23 protein-coding genes, 1 tRNA gene and 1 other RNA gene are annotated in these 21,950 nt (G+C 69.9%); 19 read left to right on the forward strand and 6 right to left on the reverse strand.

What is annotated here, in order from left to right; genetic code table 11:
- Nucleotides 1–265 precede the first annotated feature (265 nt).
- From VGU65_RS09005 to VGU65_RS09030, 6 genes are all read left to right on the forward strand, one after another.
- Nucleotides 266–358: transfer RNA gene (locus VGU65_RS09005), tRNA-Ser, on the forward strand.
- Nucleotides 359–582: 224 nt separating this feature from the next.
- An RNA gene (ffs, locus tag VGU65_RS09010) (signal recognition particle sRNA small type) lies at nucleotides 583–679 on the forward strand.
- An 86-nt stretch (nucleotides 680–765) separates the two neighbouring features.
- Complete coding sequence (dnaX, locus tag VGU65_RS09015) at nucleotides 766–2,445, forward strand: DNA polymerase III subunit gamma/tau (protein ID WP_327474906.1); 1,680 nt, start codon at nucleotides 766–768, stop codon at nucleotides 2,443–2,445.
- Nucleotides 2,446–2,458: 13 nt separating this feature from the next.
- Nucleotides 2,459–2,782, forward strand: a complete 324-nt coding sequence (locus VGU65_RS09020; RefSeq protein ID WP_327474908.1) for a YbaB/EbfC family nucleoid-associated protein — start codon at nucleotides 2,459–2,461, stop codon at nucleotides 2,780–2,782.
- A gap of 68 nt (nucleotides 2,783–2,850) precedes the next feature.
- Nucleotides 2,851–3,450 carry a recombination mediator RecR gene (gene recR / locus VGU65_RS09025; protein WP_327474910.1) on the forward strand — a complete coding sequence of 200 codons (600 nt, stop codon included), beginning with the start codon at nucleotides 2,851–2,853 and terminating at the stop codon, nucleotides 3,448–3,450.
- Nucleotides 3,451–3,530: 80 nt separating this feature from the next.
- Nucleotides 3,531–3,875, forward strand: coding sequence for a histidine triad nucleotide-binding protein (locus VGU65_RS09030; RefSeq protein WP_327474912.1), 345 nt, complete (start codon nucleotides 3,531–3,533; stop codon nucleotides 3,873–3,875).
- Between the two features lie 66 nt (nucleotides 3,876–3,941).
- On the opposite strand, the gene VGU65_RS09035 is transcribed toward VGU65_RS09030, so the two are convergent.
- Genes VGU65_RS09035 through VGU65_RS09050 form a run of 4 tightly spaced genes read right to left on the reverse strand, consistent with a single transcriptional unit; the run spans nucleotide 3,942 to nucleotide 8,472 of the window.
- Nucleotides 3,942–4,544, reverse strand: a complete 603-nt coding sequence (locus VGU65_RS09035) for a Slp family lipoprotein (protein WP_327474914.1) — start codon at nucleotides 4,542–4,544, stop codon at nucleotides 3,942–3,944.
- 48 nt (nucleotides 4,545–4,592) lie between these two features.
- On the reverse strand, nucleotides 4,593–6,605 hold the full coding sequence (locus VGU65_RS09040; protein WP_327474916.1) for a transglutaminase TgpA family protein: 2,013 nt from the start codon (nucleotides 6,603–6,605) through the stop codon (nucleotides 4,593–4,595).
- The gene (locus VGU65_RS09045) at nucleotides 6,575–7,528 is read right to left on the reverse strand and encodes a DUF58 domain-containing protein (RefSeq protein ID WP_327474918.1); all 954 of its coding nucleotides are present in this window, start codon (nucleotides 7,526–7,528) and stop codon (nucleotides 6,575–6,577) included. Before VGU65_RS09045 ends, VGU65_RS09040 begins: the two co-directional genes overlap by 31 nt.
- Before the next feature lie 2 nt (nucleotides 7,529–7,530).
- A complete protein-coding gene (locus tag VGU65_RS09050; protein ID WP_327474920.1) occupies nucleotides 7,531–8,472 on the reverse strand; it encodes an AAA family ATPase in 942 nt (313 codons plus the stop codon).
- A gap of 133 nt (nucleotides 8,473–8,605) precedes the next feature.
- Between VGU65_RS09050 and VGU65_RS09055 the strand changes: the two genes are divergently transcribed.
- Nucleotides 8,606–10,102, forward strand: a complete 1,497-nt coding sequence (locus VGU65_RS09055; RefSeq protein ID WP_327474922.1) for an ArnT family glycosyltransferase — start codon at nucleotides 8,606–8,608, stop codon at nucleotides 10,100–10,102.
- A 23-nt stretch (nucleotides 10,103–10,125) separates the two neighbouring features.
- Here the strand turns inward: VGU65_RS09055 and VGU65_RS09060 are convergent, their stop codons facing one another.
- Both VGU65_RS09060 and VGU65_RS09065 read right to left on the reverse strand, forming a co-directional pair.
- A complete protein-coding gene (locus VGU65_RS09060; protein ID WP_327474924.1) occupies nucleotides 10,126–10,704 on the reverse strand; it encodes a Maf family protein in 579 nt (192 codons plus the stop codon).
- Nucleotides 10,701–11,159, reverse strand: coding sequence for a hypothetical protein (locus tag VGU65_RS09065; protein ID WP_327474926.1), 459 nt, complete (start codon nucleotides 11,157–11,159; stop codon nucleotides 10,701–10,703). Before VGU65_RS09065 ends, VGU65_RS09060 begins: the two co-directional genes overlap by 4 nt.
- Nucleotides 11,160–11,273: 114 nt before the next feature.
- Here VGU65_RS09065 and VGU65_RS09070 point away from each other — a divergent pair, with 114 nt between their 5' ends.
- The 12 genes from VGU65_RS09070 to holB all read left to right on the forward strand — a co-directional run bounded on the left by VGU65_RS09070 (nucleotide 11,274) and on the right by holB (nucleotide 21,808).
- Nucleotides 11,274–11,792, forward strand: coding sequence for a YceD family protein (locus VGU65_RS09070; protein ID WP_327474928.1), 519 nt, complete (start codon nucleotides 11,274–11,276; stop codon nucleotides 11,790–11,792).
- A 16-nt stretch (nucleotides 11,793–11,808) separates the two neighbouring features.
- Entirely contained in the window at nucleotides 11,809–12,000 is a 192-nt protein-coding gene (rpmF, locus tag VGU65_RS09075; protein ID WP_091336642.1) for a 50S ribosomal protein L32, read from the forward strand.
- A gap of 185 nt (nucleotides 12,001–12,185) precedes the next feature.
- Nucleotides 12,186–13,160 carry a beta-ketoacyl-ACP synthase III gene (locus tag VGU65_RS09080; RefSeq protein ID WP_327474936.1) on the forward strand — a complete coding sequence of 325 codons (975 nt, stop codon included), beginning with the start codon at nucleotides 12,186–12,188 and terminating at the stop codon, nucleotides 13,158–13,160.
- Nucleotides 13,161–13,438: 278 nt separating this feature from the next.
- Nucleotides 13,439–14,377, forward strand: coding sequence for an ACP S-malonyltransferase (gene fabD / locus VGU65_RS09085; protein ID WP_327474938.1), 939 nt, complete (start codon nucleotides 13,439–13,441; stop codon nucleotides 14,375–14,377).
- Nucleotides 14,378–14,434: 57 nt separating this feature from the next.
- Nucleotides 14,435–15,178 carry a 3-oxoacyl-ACP reductase FabG gene (gene fabG / locus VGU65_RS09090; protein WP_327474940.1) on the forward strand — a complete coding sequence of 248 codons (744 nt, stop codon included), beginning with the start codon at nucleotides 14,435–14,437 and terminating at the stop codon, nucleotides 15,176–15,178.
- Nucleotides 15,179–15,373: 195 nt separating this feature from the next.
- Nucleotides 15,374–15,613 carry an acyl carrier protein gene (gene acpP / locus VGU65_RS09095; protein WP_091336635.1) on the forward strand — a complete coding sequence of 80 codons (240 nt, stop codon included), beginning with the start codon at nucleotides 15,374–15,376 and terminating at the stop codon, nucleotides 15,611–15,613.
- Between the two features lie 192 nt (nucleotides 15,614–15,805).
- Nucleotides 15,806–17,044, forward strand: coding sequence for a beta-ketoacyl-ACP synthase II (gene fabF, locus VGU65_RS09100; protein ID WP_327474944.1), 1,239 nt, complete (start codon nucleotides 15,806–15,808; stop codon nucleotides 17,042–17,044).
- On the forward strand, nucleotides 17,041–18,390 hold the full coding sequence (locus VGU65_RS09105; protein ID WP_327474945.1) for an aminodeoxychorismate synthase component I: 1,350 nt from the start codon (nucleotides 17,041–17,043) through the stop codon (nucleotides 18,388–18,390). The genes fabF and VGU65_RS09105 overlap by 4 nt, the downstream gene beginning before the upstream one ends.
- Nucleotides 18,387–19,193, forward strand: a complete 807-nt coding sequence (pabC, locus tag VGU65_RS09110) for an aminodeoxychorismate lyase (protein ID WP_327474947.1) — start codon at nucleotides 18,387–18,389, stop codon at nucleotides 19,191–19,193. The genes VGU65_RS09105 and pabC overlap by 4 nt, the downstream gene beginning before the upstream one ends.
- A gap of 11 nt (nucleotides 19,194–19,204) precedes the next feature.
- Complete coding sequence (mltG, locus tag VGU65_RS09115; protein ID WP_327474949.1) at nucleotides 19,205–20,242, forward strand: endolytic transglycosylase MltG; 1,038 nt, start codon at nucleotides 19,205–19,207, stop codon at nucleotides 20,240–20,242.
- On the forward strand, nucleotides 20,235–20,876 hold the full coding sequence (gene tmk, locus VGU65_RS09120) for a dTMP kinase (protein ID WP_327474951.1): 642 nt from the start codon (nucleotides 20,235–20,237) through the stop codon (nucleotides 20,874–20,876). Before mltG ends, tmk begins: the two co-directional genes overlap by 8 nt.
- Nucleotides 20,873–21,808, forward strand: coding sequence for a DNA polymerase III subunit delta' (gene holB, locus VGU65_RS09125; RefSeq protein ID WP_327474953.1), 936 nt, complete (start codon nucleotides 20,873–20,875; stop codon nucleotides 21,806–21,808). The genes tmk and holB overlap by 4 nt, the downstream gene beginning before the upstream one ends.
- Nucleotides 21,809–21,950: the final 142 nt, after the last annotated feature.

Genomic DNA, 21,950 nt, shown 5'->3' on the forward strand with positions numbered 1-21,950 from the left:
ACGAGCAGGGCTCGACCTCGGGGCGTAAGACGGGCATGTTTATGCAGGTTCATCCGGGGCTCCTGGTGTGCTGGTTGGGTCGCACCTCCAGAATCCCGGGATCGCCCCGGGTGAACAACCTACTGAGAGATCACAGCTAGCCAGATCTGCCCCTTCTCCCCGAGCCCGCTGGGGCAGAAGGGTATGCGGATCGCTTGTCTCCACGAAGGCGTATCGCTATCCTTCCGCTTCTTTGCCGCGCCCTGAGGCCTGGCAGGGAAGATCCGGAGAGGTGTCCGAGTGGTTGAAGGAGCACGCCTGGAAAGTGTGTATACGGCTTATCCCCGTATCGCGGGTTCGAATCCCGCCCTCTCCGCCAGTTACTGATGTGCGTGCCAGCTGAAGGCTGGCGGAAGTTTGAAAAGAAGCAGGAAGAGAGGGTGGGTGAGAACCCGCTCGGTTCGACGGATTCGCCAGGAGCGAATCCGGACAGCCGAGGGCTGGCCCCGAGCGGAGCGAGGGGTGAGACCCAGGACGGGCCGAACCATCCCGCCTCTCCGCCAGTTTCATATAGGGCGCCAAGCCCAACGTCCATGGTGGCCCCGTCGGTCCCCCCGCGACGATAGTCCGCAAACCCCGCCAGGTCCGGAAGGAAGCAACGGTAGTGGATGATTCGGGTGCCGGGGTGTGGCTGGCGGGGCCGCCGCCATTTTGGGGCCCCGACGCGTTCGGCTGACTTGCCGGCGTCGACTTGGCACAATCGTGGTTCGCCCTCAGGTATAGCCCATGTCCTATCAGGTCCTCGCCCGCAAGTGGCGCCCGCGCAAGTTCGTCGAGCTGGTCGGGCAGGAACACGTGGTGCGCGCGCTGACCAACGCGCTGGACAGCGGGCGCATGCACCATGCCTACCTGTTCACCGGCACCCGCGGCGTGGGCAAGACCACCATCGCGCGCATCTTCGCCAAGTCGCTCAATTGCGAGCGCGGCGAGTCGGCCGATCCCTGCGGCGAGTGCGCGGTCTGCACGGCGGTGGACGCGGGCCGCTTCGTCGATCTGCTGGAGATAGACGCGGCCAGCAACACCGGCGTGGACGACGTTCGCGAGGTGATCGAGAACGCGCAGTACGCTCCGGCCCGCGGCCGCTTCAAGGTGTACCTGGTGGACGAGGTGCACATGCTTTCCAAGCCGGCCTTCAACGCGCTCCTGAAGACGCTTGAGGAACCGCCGCCGCACGTGAAGTTCCTGCTCGCCACCACCGACCCGCAGAAGCTGCCGGTGACGGTGCTGTCGCGCTGCCTGAAGTTCAACCTCAAGCGCCTGCTGCCCGAGCAGATCGCCGGCCAGATGCGTCACATCCTCGACGCCGAGCAGATCGCCTATGAGGACGCCGCCATCGGCGAGCTGGCGCGCGGCGCCGACGGTTCGCTGCGCGACGGCCTCTCGCTGCTGGACCAGGCGATCGCCTACGGCGGCGGCGCGCTCAAGGCCGACGACGTGCGCGCCATGCTGGGCAGCGTGGCGCGCGGCCAGGTGCTTGGCGTGCTCGACGCGCTGGCCGAGGGCGAGGGCGCGAGGCTGATGGCCGAGTGCGAGCGCATCGCCTCGTACTCGCCCGACTTCGGCGGCGTGCTCGACGATCTCGCAGCCACCCTGCACCGCATCCAGCTGATGCAGCTGGTGCCCGGTTACCGCGGCGAGGGTGACGGCGAAGGGGAAGACACCCTGGCGGCACTGGCCGAGCGCATGCAGCCGGAGGATGTGCAGCTCTATTACCAGATCGCCACCACCGGTCGTCGCGACCTGGCGCTGGCGCCCGACGCGCGCACCGGCTTCGAGATGGCGCTGCTGCGCATGCTGGCGTTCCGCCCGGGCGTACCCGGCGAGCCGGCGCCGGCCGAACGTGCGGCGGCTCCCGCGGCCGCGCCGCGGGCGGCCACGTCCGATATGCCTGCTCCACGCACGCCTGCGGCGCACAGGGAGCCGCCCGCGCCACTTGCAGCCGCCCCGGCCCCTCCCGAGATGGTGCCATCCGCAGCCAGTGCTCCGGCCGCGCGCGCTCCGCTGGCGACCGATGCCCGTGGCCTGCCGCGCTGGGACGCGCTGATCGAACAGGCCGGCCTGCGCGGTCCGCTCGGACAGCTGGCCAGGAACGCCGCATTGCGCGAACGCGACGGCAGCACGCTGGTGCTGGCGCTGCAGCCGGCGCACATGCATCTGGCCGTCGAGCCGATGGTCGGCCAGATGGCCGACCGCATCGGCGACGTGCTGGGCGAGCGCATCAAGCTGCGCTTCGTCGCCGACACCCAGGGCGCCAGCGAGACGCCTGCCGCGCGCGCCGCCTCGGCCCGGGAAAGCGCGCAGAGCGCTGCCGAGCAGGCGATCGAGGACGACCCGCTGGTGCAGTCGCTCAAACGCGACTTCGGCGCCCGTGTGGTGCCGCAATCGATCAAACCCATCGAAAGTTGAGTGGAGTAGTGCCATGAGAGGTCAGATCGGCCAGCTGATGCAGCAGGCCCAGCGCATGCAGGAAGACATGAAGCGTGCGCAGGAAGAGATCGCGAAGATGGAAGTCACCGGCAGCGCCGGCGGCGGCCTGGTCACCGTACTGATGACCGGTGCGCACGAGGTGCGCCGCGTGCAGATCGACCGCAAGCTGTTCGCGGACGACCCGGAGATGGCCGAAGACCTGGTCGCCGCCGCCGTCAACGACGCGGTCAACAAGGTCGCCGAGGCCAGCCGCAGCAAGCTCGGCGGCGTGACCGCCGGCATGAGCTTGCCGCCCGGCTTCAAGATGCCGTTCTGAGCCGGTATTCGTGTTCGTGACGGCGTGCAGTCCCGCTTTTGCGAATCCCGTACGGTGAATCCGAAACCATGACCGGCTCCCCCCTTCTCGCCGATCTCATCGAGGCACTGCGCTGCCTGCCTGGCGTCGGCGGCAAGAGTGCGCAGCGGATGGCTTTCCATCTGCTCGAGCGCGAACGCGCCCGCGGCCTGAAGCTGGCAGGGGTGCTGCGCGAGGCGATGGAGCGCATCGGCAATTGCACGCGCTGCCGCAATTTCAGCGAGGAGCAGGTATGCGCGCTGTGCGCGAGCGCCAGCCGCGACCGCCACGTGCTGTGCGTGGTCGAATCGCCGACGGATCTTGCGGCCATCGAACAGGCGACCGGTTACCGCGGGCAATATTTCGTGCTGCTGGGGCGGTTGTCGCCGCTCGATGGCCTCGGTCCGGAGGAACTTGGCCTGGCTCAGCTGAGCGCGCGCCTGGGCGAAGGCGAGATCGAAGAGATGATCATCGCCACCAATCCCACCGTCGAGGGCGAAGCTACCGCGCACTACCTGGCGCAACTGGCCCGCGCCGGCGGGGTGAAGCCGACCCGCCTGGCCCACGGCGTGCCGCTGGGCGGTGAACTCGAATACGTCGACCGCGGCACGCTTGCGCACGCTTTCGGCAGCCGCCAGGCGCTGGAATGAGCCGATGGCCAGGTTCCGGCTGAGCGCGACACGCTCGCAGGGTATGCTGCTGCGCCTGTGAATCCGCGCGAGGACTGGACATGGGCGATACGATTTTCGGCAAGATCCTCCGGCGGGAGATCCCGGCGGACATCGTCTACGAGAACGACGATGTGGTCGGCTTCCGCGACCTGAACCCCCAGGCGCCGGTGCACGTGCTGTTCGTTCCCAAGCAGCCGCTGCCGACGCTGGACGACGCACGGCCGGAAGACGCGGAACTGCTCGGCAAGGTGCTGCTCGCCGCGGCCGACTACGCCAGGCGGGAGGGGGTAGCGGAGCAGGGCTACCGGACGGTGATCAACTGCAACGAGCACGGCGGGCAGACGGTGTTCCACCTGCATGTGCACCTGCTGGCAGGCCGTCGCATGAGCTGGCCGCCGGGCTGATCTGTCCGACCGACAATGAAAAACGCCGGCACGTGGCCGGCGTTTTTCCGTACGAGACGCTTGTCTTTATTTGCCGCTCGGCTTGGGCGCGGGCGCCGGAACCGGCGCCGGCCGCACCACGATCACCCGCGGGCGGTTCCAGAACGGATCGCCCCACGGACCCCAGTACGGACCCCAGCCCGGACCCCAGAACGGATCGTAGTAACCCGGCGGATAGCTGACGGTCACCGGGCGCTTGGGCCACAGATAGACCACGTCGGCTTCCACGCGCGGGTAGGCGTAGTCGTAGTCACCCACCTTCTTGGTCACGGTGCCGTGCAGCGTGCCGGTGACGGTCAACTCGCGTCCGCGGGTAAATACCTCCGGATCGTAGAAACCCTCGTGGCAGGCGACGAAGCGGCCTTCGGTCGCGCCGCTGGTGCCCGTCTGCGGCCGCGCCTGGTTGTCCAGCGGGCGCGAGAGCACGTAGAAGCAGGTCTGCTGTGGGCCGGGTTCGGTCGAGATGATCTCGCCACCCCAACGCACCTTGGCGCCGCCGGCGCCGCCCTGCTGGGCGCCCGCGGTGGTCACGTTGGAGTAAGTGCCCTGCAGCGGCTGGGGCACCGTTGCGCAGGCGGTCAGCAGGCCAAGGGCGGTAGCCAGGGCCAGAGGGCGATAAGGAACGGACATGGTGGTTCTCCCTGGGATAACGGTCGCGTAAGGCGACCGCGTCGACATTCATTTGACCACGCGCCGCGGCCGGAATTCCCGTACCGCTCGCTGGAACCGTCGCAGCAATTCAGGCGAGGGTTCGTCGCTGGCATAGCGCAATTCGAGATAGCGCTTCATCAGTAGCTCCAGTTCGCTGCGTTGTGCAGGCAGGGCGCGGGCCGCGCGACGCAGGTAATGCTGGGGCCCTTCGCTGCGACGGCGCGTGACGCCGCAACGGCCGAGCTTGGCCTCCAGCCGGCGCAGCGCCTGCCGCAACGGCTCGGGCCGCTCGTGCCGCCAGAGCGCCCAGCCCACGCCCAGCGCGACGAACAAGGCCGTACCGACCGCGAGCAGCAGGCCCAGCGTGGCCGTACCGGTTTCCTGTATGCCGAACGATGTGAGCAGGCCGCGCTGGCGCAGTGCATCGAAACCGATAACGCCTTCGGTCCACCAGTGGTTGACCACGTCCCAGCGGTTGCGCAGCCCCGCCAGCCAACCGCTCTGCGCCCAGCCCAGCTGATTGCCGGCGGCGGCCGCGGCGCCCAGGCTGACCCGTTCGGGCCTTACCGCGGCGGTGGGGTCGACCCGCACCCAGCCACGCCCGTCCAGCCACACTTCGCTCCACGCGTGTGCGTCGGACTGGCGCACCAGCAGGTAGTCGCCCAGCGCGTTCCAGTAGCCGCCCTGGTAGCCGGTGACCACGCGGGCGGGGATGCCGGCCGCGCGCATCAGCACGGTGAAGGACGAGGCGTAGTGCTCGCAGAATCCCTCGCGCGTGCCGAACAGGAAATCGTCCACGGCGTCGCGGCCCAGCGGCGCGGGCGCCAGCGTGTAGCGGAAGCCGCCGTCGTGGAACAGCGCCAGCGCCGCCCTCACGATCGCCGGGTCGTCCTGGCCGTAGCGCGCGCGCCATTGCGCGGCCAGCGCCTGCGTGCGCGGATTGAATCCCCGCGGCAGGCGCAGCGCGAGGCTACGGGCGGTCTGCGGCAGCTGCGCCTGGAGCCGGTAGCGCACGGCCGAGCGCATGGCGTAATGCAAGGGTTCGCGCACCGGTTGGTCGGCGAAGACCTCGCGGTCGGGGCTGAGCCGCGCGTCGGCCGGCGCGTCCAGGGGCACGTCCAGGGCCGGCAGCACGGTGCGGTCGCTCGGTTCCAGGTCGATCCGGTAGCTCGCGCTGGTGGCCGCTTCCACCGTTTCGGCCGGCCGGGCTCGGCCGTCGGCCTCGCGCCACTGCGCGTGTTCCCAACTGCGCCCGTCGTAGAGCCACATTACGTAGGCGCGGAAGTAACGCTGTTCGGGCGCCGGCGGGGGGGCGTCGAACGTGACCCGCATGGCCGGGCGATCGTCGGTCAGCAGGTCGGTGAAGTTGCCCGGCGACATGCGCTCGCTCAGGCCGGTGCGCGATTCGGCGGGGTTGGGCGCACCCCACAGGGGCGAGCTGAGCCGTGGCACCAGGGCAAAGGCGAGCAGGGCCAGCGGCACGGCCGCCAGGAGCAGCGTGAGGCCTGGCACGAGCGCCTGCGGAAGGGCGGTGGCTGGCTGGGCCGGCTCCAGCGCCCGCAGCGTGGCCAGCGCCGGCAACAGGCCGAGCGCCACGACCAGGGTCGCAACCAGGCCCTGATCAAACAGCAGTGCCGCCATCAGACCGAAGCAGGCGAAGCTGACCCCCACGCGCGCATCGCGCGGCGTCTCGCTCTCCAGCAGCTTGAGCACCAGCAGGCCCACGGCCAACGCCGAGCCCGGCTCGCGGCCGAAGATCGTGCCGTAGCTGAAGACCACCGCGACCGCGAGCAGGCCGATCAGCGGCAGCTTGAGCAGCAGCGGCGAGCGCGCGCCGTGGCGGCGGCGCTGCCACCAGCGCACGGCCAGGACGATCGCCAGGGCGGCGGTGAGCCACCACGGCAGGTGGCCTGCATGCACGCCGAGCACGCAGGCCATGGTCAGGCTGAGCAGGTCGAACGCGCGGGCGTCCAGCCGCTGATCGATCGAACGACGGCGCCCTGGCCCGATCACGGCAGCGAGGCCAGTGCGCTCATGCATCGCGCGTAGTGGCCCGGGCCGCTGCCCACCTCGATCGGCTGGCCAGGCAGCCACAGGCTGTGGCGGCGCCCCTGCGCATGGGCCTCGCCCAGCCAGCGGGCGAGCCGGGCGATACGCGCCTCCGTGTCCATGCCGTCCAGTTCGCGCCAGTCCAGGCGCCATTCGGGCCGCGATTCGGGTTGCTCGAAATCCTTGCTGAGCAATTGCCCCAGGCGTGCGCTGGCTTTCCACGCGATGTGCTTGCGCGGGTCGCCGCTGCGGTAGTCGCGCAAGGCCGCAAGGTCTTCGCCGTGGTGCAGGCGTGGGCGCAGGCCCTCATCGGCCGGCAGGCGTGGCGGCGGGCCGCCGTCCTCGGGTCGCGGCCATACCAGCACCGACTGCTCCGGATGCAGCCAGCTCCACGCGCGGAACAGTCCCAGCGGCCAGGTGGTCCACACGCGCAGCCGCGGCAGTGGTTGCCAGCCGCGCTTGACGGTGGCCAGCGGCAAGGTGACGTTGGCCTTGCCGGAGGCGTCGACGGCGAACGCCTGGCAGGTGGCGCCCAGGTCCACGCGGATCGCGCTGCGCGCCCTGGCCGACTCAAACTCCAGGGTCAGCGCGAGCATCTCGCCGGCGATCGCCTGGCCGGCACGTACGCCGGTCAGGGCGAGGCCGTCGAGCGCGCGGAAGGCGATCAGCATGCTCGCCGCGCCGGCCGCGCCGAGCATGCAGGTAAGCAGCAAGGCGGCGTTGTTGGCGTAGTTGAGTGAACCGACCAGCATCACCAGCAGCAGGATCGTGAAGCCGACGCCGAAACCGGTGGGTACGATGTAGATGCGCCTGCGGTGCAGTTCGATCGGCATGGGCTCGGCCCGCCGGAAACGGGTCAGCGCGGGCAGCCGGCGCTCGGCCAGCTGCTGCAGGCGGCGCAGGGCGTCGCGCACGCTCAGTCGACCGCGGTATCGGCCAGCAGGGCCCGGGCCAGCGCGTCGCCGCTGGCCCCGCGTGAGGGCACCAGCCGGTGCGCGGCCAGCGGCACGAACAGCGCCTGGATGTCCTCGGGCAGCACGTGGCCGCGGCCGCTCAACAAGGCCCAGGCGCGCGCGGCGCCGAGCAGCGCGATGCCGGCGCGCGGCGACAGGCCGACCCGGATGTCCGCGTGGCGGCGGCTGGCCGCGAGCAGCGCCTGCAGGTAGTCGAGCAAGGCGCCGCTGGCGGTGATGCCCTGCGCCTGGCGATGCAGCGCGGCGAGGCTGGGGGCATCCAGTTGCGGGGTCAGTTGGGCGAGCAGGTCGCGACGGTCGCTGCCGGCCAGCAGTGCGCGTTCGGCGGCGGCGTCGGGGTAATCCAGCGAAATGCGCAGCATGAAACGATCAAGCTGCGAGTCGGGCAGCGGGAAGGTGCCGTGCAGGTCCAGCGGGTTCTGCGTGGCGACGACAAAGAAGGGCTGCGCCAGCGTATGTGTATGGCCGTCCACCGTGACCTGGCCTTCGGCCATCGCCTCCAGCAGCGCGCTCTGGGTCTTGGGGGTGGCGCGGTTGATCTCGTCGGCGAGCATCAGACCGGTGAAGATCGGGCCGGGATGGAACCGGAACTGGCCGGTCTCGCGCTCGAAGACGCTCACTCCGATAATGTCCGAGGGCAGCAGGTCGCTGGTGAACTGCACGCGCTGGAACTCCAGCGCGAAGCTCGCGGCCAGCGCATGCGCCAGCGTGGTCTTGCCCACGCCGGGCACGTCCTCGATCAGCAGGTGGCCGCCGGCGATCAGGCAGGTGAAGGCGAGCTTTACCTGGCGCGGCTTGCCGAGCAGTACCCGGTTGACCTGGGCCATCGCCGCTTCCAGGCGCGGATGGAGCGTTTCTTCGGGCAGGGGAGTGGTGGCGGACATGGGTTCCTGGCAGTCGCAGACGGAACGCGGGGAGGGCCGGTCGAGTGTAGCGGCGCCTCTTGCGCGCTGGCGAGGCGCGTTCCTCATCGCGTTCGCTGCCTTGCTGGCATGCAAGTGCATCGTTGCAGCGCACATGTCGCCGTTCGGCGACGAAGCGTTCTATTGGCAGGAAAGCCGGCATCCCGCTTGGGGCTACAGCGACCTGCCGCCGCTCACCGCATGGTTGATCTGGCTGGGCGAACGTGTCGTCGGGCATGGCCTGTTCGGCATGCGTTGGCCGTTCCTGCTGCTGGGCAGCGCCTTGCCGTGGGTCATCGTCGTGTTCGGGCGCAGTGCGTTCGATGCCCGCACGGGCTGGCAGGCCGGCCTGTTGTGCCTGGCGCTGCCGCTGGCCGGCAGCCTGGGCGTCATGGCGCTGCCGGACGTGCCGCTCACGCTGGCCGCCGCCGTGGCGCTCCTTGCCTTGCTGCGCACGCTGGAGGAGGAACGCCTGCGCGACTGGCTGCTGCTGGGTCTGGCATTGGCGGTCGCATGGCTGACCCATTACCGCGCGGCGATGGTCATGCTGGCCGGCCTGCTGTTCCTGCTGTGCACGGTGCGCGGCCGGGCGCAGTGGCGCCGCGGCGGCCTCTGGCTGTCGCTGGCGGTGGCGTCGCTGGGGCTGGTGCCGCTGGCGCTTTCGAACTGGCGCCAGCACGGCGCGGGACTCGTCTTCCAACTGGTCGAGCGCAACCCATGGCAATTCCATGCCGACGCGCTCGTGCAGCCGCTGGAACAGGCGATCGCCTGCACCCCGGTGCTCTACGTCCTGCTGCTGTGGGCATGGTGGCGAAGCTGGCGCCGGCGCGGCGACGGCGCCCCGTGGGACCTGGTCGCATGGAGCAGCCTGGGCTTCCTGCTGCCGTACTTCCTGCTGGGCCTGTTCGCCGACGACCTGCGGTTCCGTGCCCACTGGCCCCTGCCGGGCTATCTGCCGTTGCTGGCCGCCTTGCCGGCGCTTTGCCGTCCGGCCGGTCGCAGCTGGCGCGTGGCCACGCTGGTCGGCGGCGTGCTGGGCGGCATCGGTACGCTGCTCGGCCTGGGCTACCTGGCGCTGGCGGCCAGTGGGCAGGGCGTGGACGTGCTGGCCGCGAGCAAGGCTTTTCCAGGCAACTTCGTCGGCTGGCGCGAGAGCGCGGTGCAGGCGCAAGCGCTGCTCGCGCACCAGGACGCGGTGCTGGTGGCCGACAATTTCATGCTCGCCGCCGAACTGGAATTCCAGCTCGATGGGCGTCGCCCGGTGTATTCGCTGGACGCCCCGCTCAACACCAAGCACGGCCGCGCGCCGCAACTGGCGATCTGGCGACGCGACGAGGCAGGGCTGCGCGCCGCGCACCCGGGCGCGCCGATGCTGCTCGTGGTGAGCGAGGTGATGCGCGAGCGCGAGAAGCTGGGCTGGCTCGGCGCGATCTGTGGACGGATCGAGGCCCCGCGATTCGTCGACCGGCTGGTGCTGTTCGATGGGCGCAAGCAATTCGCGTTCTACCGCGGTTTCGTGCCGGCCGCGCCGCCGGTGGCGCCAGCCGACCCGCGGCAGTGCCTAATCTGGCGCAATGCGGTGAGGGCCACACCGCAAGGCCGACCGAATTAGGACGCAGCGATGGCTGCCTGCGGCTAGGGCACCGCCAGGCCCGCCTCGCGCAACATCCTGGCGAGCGCGATCAACGGCAGGCCGACCAGCGCCGTGGGGTCGACGCTGTCGATGCGCTCGAACAGCGCGATGCCCAGACCCTCGCACTTGAAGCTGCCGGCGCAGTCGAGCGGTTGCTCGCGCTCCACGTAGCGTGCGATCTCGGCTTGGGCGAGCGGCCGGAACCGCACGCTCGTCGTGTCCACGTGCGTGCGCCGCCGGCCGTCGCGGGTGTCGAGCAGGCACAGCGCCGTGTGGAAACGCACCTCGCGGCCCGCGCAGCTTGCCAGTTGGGCACGGGCGCCCTCGACGCTGCCGGGTTTGCCCAGCGCTTTTCCGTCCAGTTCGGCGATCTGGTCCGAGCCGATCACCAGGGCATCGGGCAATCCATGAGCGGCGCCTTCGGCCTTGGCGATGGCCAGCCGCAGGGCGCCATCGGCAGGCGCTTCGCCTGGCTGAAGAGCTTCGTCAGCGCCGGGGGCGCGCTGCTCGAACGTCGATACCAGCCGCCGCAGCAGTTCGGCGCGGTAGCGGGAGGTGGAGCCCAGGACCAGGCGCCTCATGCGTCCGGCTCACGGCGGATGTGTTCGCGCATGGCGTCGTCCAGTTCGTGGTGCGCGCGTTCCAGCGCGTGCACCAGCGGGCGCAGGCGGGCGCGGGTCTGGCTCATGTCCGCGGCGGCCTCGTCCAGGCCCTGCTGGCTGGCGTCGGGGGCGCAGTCGCGGATCCACAGGCGCTGTTGCAGCAGTGAGCGCAGGCCGGCATCGATCGCCTGCTTGGCCTCCTGTTCGCCGGCGGCCGGCTGGTCGGGGTTTAGAGACATCACCGCGTGGGCCTGCTTCAGACCGTTGCGGCAAGTCTTCAGGTCGGCCTCGAGCTGGTCGGCAAGCTCCAGCAGCCGGTGCATGCTCTCGGTGCGCCGGTCGAGTTGCCGGCGCCGGCCCAGCAGCACGAACGATGCGGCGCCCACCATGAGCAGCAACATCGCAGCGAGGCCGAAAGCGAGGGACGTGGGCACAAGGCGGGAACCGGCAGCGGTCGGGAGGGCAGTCTGCCCCAGCGTCCGGCGGCAGGCAAAGCGAGCCTGGCGCGGTTGACTTGAACCCCCCGCGGACCTTAAGATTTCGCGATTATGTCCGTGACACTGCCAGAGTCCGTGGACGCTTGGCGCATGGTCTCGGCGCGGCGTTCGTTTGCCGGGACGCTTCCCGTGGCCGCCATGTCCCGCCTGTGCGGGATGCTGGCCGGCAACGAAGGGGCGGCGCAGTATGCGCTGGATTTCGGGCGCGACGAGTTCGGCACGAACTACCTCCAGGTGCACGTCGAGGCACCGCTGACACTGACCTGTCAGCGTACCTTGGAGCCGTTCGTGCTGCCGCTGACGGTGGACAGCCGGCTCGGCCTGATCCGCAGCGAACGCGAGGAGGCGGCGCTGCCGCCCGGTTGCGAGCCGTTGCTGGTCGACGAGGACGGCAAGCTGAATCCGGCCGACGTGATCGAGGACGAATTGCTGTTGGCACTGCCGCTGGTACCGGTCAATCCGGACAGCAGCCTGCCATCCGAAGTGACCGGCCCCGGCCCGGAGACATCCGCGGCAGAGGCTACCGACAACCCGTTCGCGGTCCTGCGCGAACTCAAGCACAACGATTGAAGCTGGAGATACACCCATGGCCGTTGCCAAGAGCCGCAAGACCCCGTCCACCCGCGGCATGCGTCGTTCGCACGACAAGCTCAAGACCGTGCAGCTGGCGACCGACCCGACCAGCGGCGAGGTGCATCTGCGCCACCACGTCACCAAAGACGGTTACTACCGCGGCAAGAAGGTGATCGACACCGCCGCGGCCGTCGACGCCGAGTAAGCGGGTTCCAGCGGATGCAGCAGGGCGGCGCGGCGACGCGCCGCTTTGCGTTTCGGCGTCCGCGAACGTAACGTTGCGGTTTCGGCGTGGCCGGAGTCTGGGTGGCGGAAGCCTCCAAGCTTCACCTCGGGCGTTTCCATCGCCCAGGCGCCAGGCCAGCACCCCCGCCTGCAGATGGAAAGTCCATGGCTTCGACCTACGCCCGCATCACCGGCACCGGCAGCGCGCTGCCCGAGCGCGTGCTGACCAACTTCGACCTGGAGAAATTCGTCGAGACCAGCGACGAGTGGATCCACACCCGCACCGGCATCCGCCAGCGCCACGTCGCCGCCGAGGGCGAGACCACCGGCGACCTGTCGTTCCTCGCCGCCGAGCGCGCCCTGGCCGCGGCCGGCGTCAAGGCCTCTGAGCTCGACCTGATCGTGCTCGGCACCACCACGCCCGACCTGATCTTTCCGTCGACCGCCTGCCTGGTGCAGGCGCGCCTGGGCGCCAACGGTTGCGCCGCATTCGACGTCAACGCCGCCTGTTCGGGCTTCGTCTACGCGCTCGGCATCGCCGACAAGTTCATCCGCAGCGGCCAGTCGAAAAAGGTGCTGGTGATAGGCGCCGAGACGCTGACCCGCATGATCGACTGGAAGGAACGCGAGACCTGCGTGCTGTTCGGCGACGGCGCCGGCGCCGTCGTGCTCGAGGCCAGCGACGAGCCGGGCATCTACGCCACCTGCATGCATGCCGATGGCGGCTACAAGGAGCTGCTGTGGAACCCGGTCGGCGTATCGGTCGGCTTCCGCGACGAGCCCAACCATGGCGTGCGCATCCAGATGGCCGGTCGCGAGGTGTTCAAGGTCGCGGTCAAGACGCTCGACTCGCTGGTGGAGCAGACCCTGCAGGCCGCCGGCATGGATGCCTCGCAGCTGGACTGGCTGATTCCGCACCAGGCCAACCTGCGCATCATCGAGGCCACCGCCAAGCGCCTGAACATGTCGATGGAGCAGGTGATCGTGACGGTCGACAAGCATGCCAACACCTCCTCGGGTTCGGTGCCGCTGGCGCTGGACTACGCGGTACGTTCGGGCAAGGTGCAGCGCGGCCAGAACCTGCTGCTGGAGGCGTTCGGCGGCGGCTTCACCTGGGCTTCGGCGCTGCTGCGCTACTGAGGCCTGTCGCTTCACTCGATGCCGCCTTCGGGCGGCATTGCCGTTGCGGGTCGAGGCAAGGCTTGCCCATTCGCCTGTCGGCACCTTCCCTCCGCAAACGGGGAGGCGCATCAGCGGATGCCCGCCAACGGTCCTCCCCTCGCCTGCGGGGAAGACGCCCGAAGAGCGGATGGGGAGGTCTCGCGACCCGACTTCACGTTGCGCCAGGCCCGATACGGCTGCGTACGCGCGCCGCTGCTGGCATCATCGCCTCTTTGGCTTTTCGACGGATCCCTTCGATGACAGACACCTCCGCTCCGCTTGCCTTCGTCTTCCCCGGCCAGGGTTCGCAATCGGTCGGCATGCTGGCCGAGCTTGCCGCCGCGCACGCGGAAGTGCAGGCGACGTTCGGGGAAGCCTCGCAAGGCGCGGGCGTGGACCTGTGGCAGCTCAGCCAGCAGGGTCCGGAGGGCGAGCTCAATCGCACCGAAAACACCCAGCCGGCGCTGCTGGCGGCGAGCGTGGCGGCGTGGCGCGTGTGGGCCAAGCTTGGCGGCGCGCGCCCGGCGCAATTGTCCGGACATAGCCTGGGTGAATACAGCGCGCTGGTCTGCGCCGGTGCGCTCTCGCTGCACGACGCGGCCTCGCTGGTGGCCGAGCGTGGCCGCCTGATGCAGGCGGCGGTGCCGGCCGGCGTGGGCGCGATGGCGGCGATCCTCGGCGGCGACGACGCGCAGATCGCGGCGGTGTGCGAAGAGGTTGCGCAAGGCCAGGTCGTGGCGCCGGCCAACTACAACTCGCCTGGCCAGCTGGTGATCGCCGGCAACGCCGAAGCGGTCGACCGGGCGCTGGCGAAACTGGCCGAGCTGGGCGTGAAGAAGGCGATCAAGCTCGCCGTATCGGTGCCTTCGCACTGCGCGCTGATGCGCGAGGCTGCGGACCGGTTGGGCGAGCGCATGGCCGGCATCGACTGGTCGCTGCCGACCATCCCGGTGATCCAGAACGCCGAGGCACGCAGCTATGCCAGCGTCGAGGACATCCGCGGCGCATTGCAGCGCCAGCTCTACCTGCCGGTGCGCTGGACACAATGCGTGCAGGCGCTCGCTGCCGGTGGCGCCACCCGCGTGCTCGAGTGCGGGCCGGGCAAGGTGCTCACCGGCCTGGTCAAGCGCATCGACAAGGGCCTGGACGCGCGCGCCATCGGTACGCCGGCCGAGCTCGAGGCCGCACTCGTGTAATCACCATCACCCGGGCGGGCATGCAGCCCGTCTGGATTCCTGCAAAAGGGCATGACGATGAGCAAGATCCTGGAAGGAGAGGTCGCGCTGGTCACCGGCGCCAGCCGCGGCATCGGCGCGGCGATCGCCGACGAGCTGGCCGCCATGGGCGCCACCGTGGTCGGTACGGCCACCAGCGAGAACGGCGCCAAGGCCATCGGCGAGCGCCTGGCCGCGAACGGCGGCCATGGCCGCGTGCTGGACGTCACCGACGGCGGTGCGGTCGAGGCGCTGATCGATGCCGTCGCCAAGGAGTTCGGCGCCGTCTCGATCCTGGTCAACAATGCCGGCATCACCCGCGACCAGTTGCTGATGCGCATGAAGGACGAGGACTGGCAGGCCATCCTCGATACCAACCTGACCTCGGTCTACCGCACCTCCAAGGCGGTCATGCGCGGCATGATGAAGGCGCGCAAGGGCCGCATCATTTCGATCGCCTCGGTGATCGGCCTCACCGGCAATCCGGGCCAGGCCAATTACGCCGCTGCCAAGGCCGGCATCATCGCGTTCTCCAAATCGCTGGCGCGCGAGATCGGTTCGCGCGGCATCACCGTCAACGTGGTCGCGCCCGGTTTCATCGATACCGACATGACGCGCGCGCTGCCGGAAGAATCCAAGCAGGCGCTGCTGGGACAGATCGCGCTGGGCAGGCTGGGCGAAGCGAGCGACATCGCCAAGGCCGTAGGTTTCCTCGCGTCGCCGGCAGCCGCGTACATCACGGGCGAAACGCTGCACGTCAACGGCGGCATGTACATGCCCTGACGTATGGCGTCGCTGTCGCCAACAAAACGTTTTTAGGCGACAATTGACCTTTCGCGCCGGCTCCCTAGAAGCCCGTGCGTTTCATACAGCCGGCGGAGCGATGGCGGCCTGGCCGCTTAGCCACTACAATCCGCCGGCCTTTGCCGGACCCGTGCCGGCCCGATAAAGCAATTTCTCCTTGGGAGGTTTGGCAACATGAGCACCATCGAAGAGCGCGTCAAGAAGATCGTCATCGAGCAGCTGGGCGTGAAGGAAGACGAAGTCACGGCGAACGCTTCGTTCGTGGACGACCTGGGCGCCGATTCGCTGGACACGGTGGAACTGGTGATGGCTCTCGAGGAAGAGTTCGAGACCGAGATTCCCGACGAGGAAGCCGAGAAGATCACCACCGTGCAGCAGGCCGTTGACTACATCAAGGCCCACACCAAGGACTGATCGAGCCGTGCCGGAACCGCGCGCATGCGCGGCTTTCCGTTCACGTGGCGATACCGAAAGCTGCGCCACCTTGGCGCAGTTTTCGTTTCCGCGTTTTGAAACGTCCGATACCGTATGGTCTGGGGACGCGGGCCGTTGCCCGGCAACGCGCCGAGAACAAGCAAGGATCCAATCCAAATGAGCGAACGACCCATGAGCAGAAGGCGCGTTGTGGTGACCGGCATGGGCATCATCTCGCCCGTCGGCAATGACATCGCCACCGCCTGGGACAACATCCTCAAGGGCGTCAGCGGCATCGGCCCGGTTACCCACTTCGACGCCACCGGCTATGCCACGCGCATCGCCGGCCAGGTGCGCGGCTTCGACCCGACGCAGTGGATGCCGCCGAAGGACGTCAAGAAGATGGACCCCTTCATCCACTACGGCATCGCGGCCGGCACCCAGGCGCTGCGCGACTCCGGGCTGGAAGTGACCGAGGCCAATGCACCGCGCATCGGCGTAGCGGTCGGTGCCGGCATCGGTGGCCTCAACACCATCGAGGACACTTCGATCGAGCTGCACGAGAAGGGGCCGCGTCGCGTGTCGCCGTTCTTCGTCCCGAGCTCCATCATCAACATGGTCTCGGGCCACCTGTCGATCATGTTCGGCCTGAAGGGCCCGAACATCGCCTGCGTCACCGCCTGCACCACGGCCACGCACAACATCGGCCTGGCCATGCGGATGATCCAGTATGGCGATGCCGACGCGATGATCGCCGGCGGCGCCGAGTTCGCCACCACCGGCACGGCCATGGCCGGCTTCTGCTCGGCCAAGGCCATGTCCACCCGCAACGACGAACCGGCCAAGGCGAGCCGTCCGTGGGACAAGGACCGCGACGGCTTCGTGCTGTCCGACGGCGCCGGCGTGCTGATGCTGGAGGAGTACGAACACGCCAAGGCGCGTGGCGCGAGGATCTACGCGGAGCTGGTGGGCTTCGGCATGAGCGGCGACGCCTACCACATCACCGCGCCCAGCGAGGGCGGCGAGGGCGCCGCGCGCTGCATGCAGGCGGCGCTCAGCGACGCGGGCCTGGAGCCCACCGACGTGCAGTACATCAACGCGCACGGCACTTCCACGCCGCTGGGCGACCTGGGCGAGGTGATGGCGGCCAAGAAGGTGTTCGGCGAGCACGCCTACAAGCTGGCGATGAGCTCGACCAAGTCGACCACCGGCCATCTGCTGGGCGCGGCCGGCGGCGTCGAGGCGATCTTCACCATCCTGGCGCTGCGCGACCAGGTGCTGCCGCCGACGATCAATCTGGACGAGCCGGGCGAAGGCTGCGACCTGGACTTCGTGCCGAACGCCGCACGCAAGGCCGAGCTGGACGTGGCGATTTCCAACTCCTTCGGCTTCGGCGGCACCAACGGCACGCTCGCGTTCCGCCGCGTTTGAAGCAGCCCCACGCGAGGGTCCTCGGCGGCCGGCGCGATCTGCTCGCGCCGGCCGCCGCGTTTTCCAGCCGCTATCCCTGCCTGCTGCAGAGCGTGGTGCACGGCACGGCGCAGGCGCGCTACGACATCCTGTTCGGCTTTCCGCAGGAGCAACTGGCGCTGCAGCCGGACGGACGCCTGACCGATGCGCACGGCCGGGCGGGGGCGGGCCGCTTCCTCGATGCGCTCGATGCGCAATGGCGGGCCGAACGGCGTGATGCGCATGACGACGGCCTGCCGTTCCATGGCGGCTGGGTACTCATGCTGGCCTATGAGCTGGCGTGCGAGATCGAGCCGCGACTGCAGCTGCACTCCGCCGGTCCGCTGCCGGTGGCGCTGGCCTTGCGCTGTCCTGCGGCGGTGATCGTCGATCACGCGCGAAACCGCACCGTGCTCGTGGCCGAGGCCGGACACGAGACCTTGCTCGACGCCATGGAGGCAGATCTCGATGCGCAGGTCCAGGTGCCGGCGCTGGCTGCTCCGCTTTCGATCGAGGAGGACGCGCCCGAACGCTTCCTCGACGGCGTCGCGCGCATCCACGAGCACCTGCACGCGGGCGACATCTTCCAGGTGAACCTCTCGCGCGCCTGGCGCGCGCGCTACGCGCACCCGCCCGCGCCGGCCGCGCTCCACGCGGCGCTGCGCCGGGCCAATCCTGCGCCGTTCGCCGGCCTGTTGCAGCAGCCCGGCTGGGCCATCGTCAGTTCTTCCCCGGAACGGCTGGTGGAGGTGCGCGGCGGCGTCGCGCAGACCCGGCCCATCGCCGGCACGCGGCCGCGCGTCGCTGGCGACGACGACGCGGCGCGCGTGCGCGAACTCGCCGCGCATCCGAAGGAGCGCGCCGAGCACGTCATGTTGATCGATCTGGAACGCAACGACCTGGGCCGCGTCTGCGTGCCCGGCACGGTGGTGGTCGACGAGCTGATGGCGGTGGAGAGCTATGCGCACGTGCACCACATCGTGTCCAACGTGCGCGGGCGCCTGCGCGAGGGCGTGACGCCGGGGCAAGTGATCGCGGCGACCTTTCCCGGCGGCACCATCACCGGCTGCCCCAAGGTGCGCTGCATGCAAATCATCGCCGAGCTGGAGGACGCGCCGCGTGGTGCCTATACCGGGGCGCTGGGTTATCTCGACCTGAGCGGCGAGCTGGACCTGAACATCCTGATCCGCACGCTGACCCAGGTCGGCCTCGAGGTCAGCCTGCGCGCGGGCGCGGGCATCGTCGCCGACTCGGTGGCCGCCAAGGAGCTGGAGGAAACCCGCGCCAAGGCGCGCGGACTGCTGCGTGCGCTGGGAGCGGCCGGATGAAGCCGCGCGTGCTCGTCGACGGACAGGTGCACGATCAGGTGTCCGCGCTGGACCGTGGCCTGGGCTACGGCGACGGGTTGTTCGAAACCGTTCGCTTCGTGGGCGCCGATGCGCCGCTGTGGGCCCGCCACATGCAGCGCCTGGGCGAAGGCTGCCGGCGGCTGGGCCTGCCGATGCCCGACATGGCGCAGTTGCTGGCCGAAGCGCGCGCGGCCTCGGACGGCATGGCGCACGCCGTCGTGCGGATCACCCTCACCCGGGGCGTCGGCGCGCGGGGCTATGCGCCGCCGGCGCGGCCCAGACCGACCCGCGTCGTCGCGGCCTTCGACCCGCCGCAAGACGAGACGACCCAGGCCGGCGGCATACGCGTGCGGCTGTGCGAGCTGCGCCTCGCCCCGCAACCGCAGCTCGCCGGTCTCAAGCACCTCAACCGTCTGGAGCAGGTTCTGGCGCGCGCCGAATGGGACGACCCGGCGATTGCCGAGGGTCTGCTGTGCGACGTGGACGGTCTGGCCATCTGCGCCACGGCAGCCAATCTCTTCGCCGTGCATGGCGGGGAGCTCGCCACGCCGGCGCTGGACCGCTGCGGTGTCGCCGGCGTCGCCAGGGCGGAGATTCTGGCCTCCCGGCCGCACGCACGGGTGTGCCCAATTACGCTGGCGAGACTTCGCCGGGCCGATGAGCTCTTCCTATCCTCGAGCGTGCGCGGCATCCTGCCCGTTCGCGAACTGGACGGCGTCGCTTTCGGGGTCGGTCCGGTGACGCGCGCGCTGCAGGCGCATTGGCGCGCGCTGGGCTTTTGAAGGAGTCATCGATGGGGCGCAAGAAGGTGCGGGGGCGCGTGTTGCGGACCCTGGCATGGCTGGTCGTGCTGGCGGTGCTGGCTGCAGCCGCCGCCGGCTGGTACGGCTTCGAGCGGTTCAGCCGCACGCCGCTGGCGGTCGGCCCGCAGCGGCAGACGCTGGACGTGGAGCGGGGCAGCAACCTGCGCGGCATCGTCGCGCAGTTGCACGCGCGCGGGGTCAGTGGCGCGCCATGGCTGTACTGGCGCCTGCTTGCCGCCCGCATGCGGGTCGCCGACCGGCTGCACGCCGGCGAGTACGCGCTCGATCCGGGCGTCACGCCCACCGGACTGCTCGGCGCGATGGCTGCCGGGCGCGTCCTGCAGCGCGACTTCACCATCGTGGACGGCTGGACCTTCGCCCAGCTGCGCGCAGCGCTGGCGCAGGTCGCCACTCTCCGCCACGACGCCGCAACGTTGGACGATGCCGACCTCATGCGACGCATCGGCGCGGGCGGCGAAGTGCCGGAAGGCCGCTTCCTGCCCGAGACCTACGCCTACGTGAAGGGTGACAGCGACCTGGACATACTCAAGCGCGCGCACCAAGCGATGGCGCACACGCTGGCCGAACTGTGGCCAGGGCGCGACAAGGACCTGCCGCTGGCTTCGCCCTACGAGGCGCTGATCCTTGCTTCCATCGTGGAGAAGGAAACCGGGCGCGCCGACGAGCGGCCCAGGATCGCCGGCGTCTTCGTGCGCCGCCTGCAGAACCACATGCTGCTGCAGACCGACCCCAGCGTGATCTACGGCATGGGCCAGGCCTACGCCGGCAACATCCACAAGAGCGACCTGACCACCGATACGCCCTACAACACCTACACCCGCCCCGGCCTGCCGCCCACGCCCATCGCGCTACCGGGTCGGCCGGCGATCCTGGCGGCATTGCATCCGGCGCCGGGCGACGCGCTGTACTTCGTCTCGCGCGGCGACGGCACCCACGTGTTCGCCAGCTCGCTGGCCGAGCACAACCGCAACGTCGCCTGCTATCAGCTCAAGCGCTGCCATGACTGAGCGGCGCGGGCGCTTCATTTCGCTCGAAGGCGGCGAGGGCGCCGGCAAGAGCACCCTGCTGGCCGGCCTGCGCGCGCACATCGAGGGGCGGGGCATCGACCTGGTGCAGACACGCGAGCCCGGCGGCACGCCGGTGGGCGAGGCGGTGCGTGCGATCGCGCTCGATCCGGCCATGCGAGGCATGGCTGCTGAAACCGAACTATTGCTGATGTTCGCCTCGCGCGCTCAACTGGTGCGCCAGACCATCGCGCCCGCGCTCGCGGCCGGGCGATGGGTGTTGTGCGACCGCTATGTCGATGCGAGCTACGCCTACCAGGGCGGCGGCCGCGGCCAACCGCCCGAGCGTATCGCCGAACTGGAGCGTTGGGCGTGCGACGGCGTATCGCCCGACCTGACCCTGCTGCTCGACCTGCCGGTGGCCACCGGCCGCGCGCGCGCGGCAGGGCGTGGCGGCGCAGACCGCATCGAGGCCGAGGCGGATGCGTTCTTCGAGCGCGTGCGTGAACGCTACCGCGCGCGTGCCGCGGCGGAGCCGGCGCGTTTTCGCGTGATCGACGCCGGCCAGTCGCCCGAGGGCGTGCTGCGCGCCGCCATCGCGGCACTGGAACCCCTATTTGCGGAAGGTGCCGCATGAGCACGCCGCCCTGGCACGAAGAACATTGGCGGCGGCTGCAATCGCGCCTGGCGCGCGGTGCGCTGCCACATGCGCTGTTGCTGTGCGGTCCGGCAGGCCTGGGCAAGCGCGCCTTCCTGCAGCGCTTCGTGCGCGGTCTGCTGTGCGAGCAGCCACGTGATGGCGAGGCCTGCGGGCAATGCCGCGCCTGCATGCTGCTCGACGCGGGCACCCACCCGGACTTCGTCACCGTCAGCTACGGCATACGCAAGGATGGCGTGCAGCGCAAGGAGATCGTGGTCGAGCAGGTCCGCGAGCTGTCGGCTCGTCTGGCCATGGCCAGCCAGTTCGGCGGCTGGCAGGTGGTGGTGATCGATCCGGCCGACGCGATGAACGCCAATGCCGCGAATGCACTGCTCAAGACGCTGGAGGAACCTTCGGCGCAGACGCTGCTGCTGTTGGTCGCCGATGCGTCCTGGCGCTTGCCGCAGACCATCCGCAGCCGCTGCCAGCGGATCGAATTCCAGTTGCCGCCGCGGGCCGAGGCCCTGGCCTGGCTCGCCGTGCAGGGCGTGGCCGATCCGGCGATCGCGCTGGAGGCCGCCGGCGGCAATCCCGGACTGGCTCGGGACTGGGCCGCGCAGGGCGCGCTGGCGCGCCGGCAGGCCGTGCGCAAGGACATGGCCGCGCTGGCGTCCGGCCGTGCCGAACCGATGGAGGTCGCGCGCCGCTGGCTGGACGCCGAGCCGGAGCAGTGCCTCTGGTTCGCCTCGCAGGCCGCCGTCGACGAAGCGCGCGCGCGCGCGGCCGGCACGTCCGCGCCGCTGGGCAGCCATCTCGACGCCGAGGCGCTCGCCGACTGGTTCGGTGCCGCCAACCGTGCGCGCGATGCCTTGCGCGGCCCACTTCGCGGCGACCTGCTGCTGCTCGAGCTGCTGGCGCTATGGCGCTGATGCCGGTTACGCGCGTGGCACGCAGGATTCCGGCCGGACGCTACACACCGCACGAACGCGGCGTACAGCAAGCTGGCACGCATCGACGCCCGCGCCCCACGCGACTGCGTTTCCCATACCCGGGCGCGGGAGGCGCCACGAC

The sequence above is a fragment of the Frateuria sp. genome, assembly GCF_035943815.1.
GTDB lineage: Bacteria > Pseudomonadota > Gammaproteobacteria > Xanthomonadales > Rhodanobacteraceae > Frateuria_A.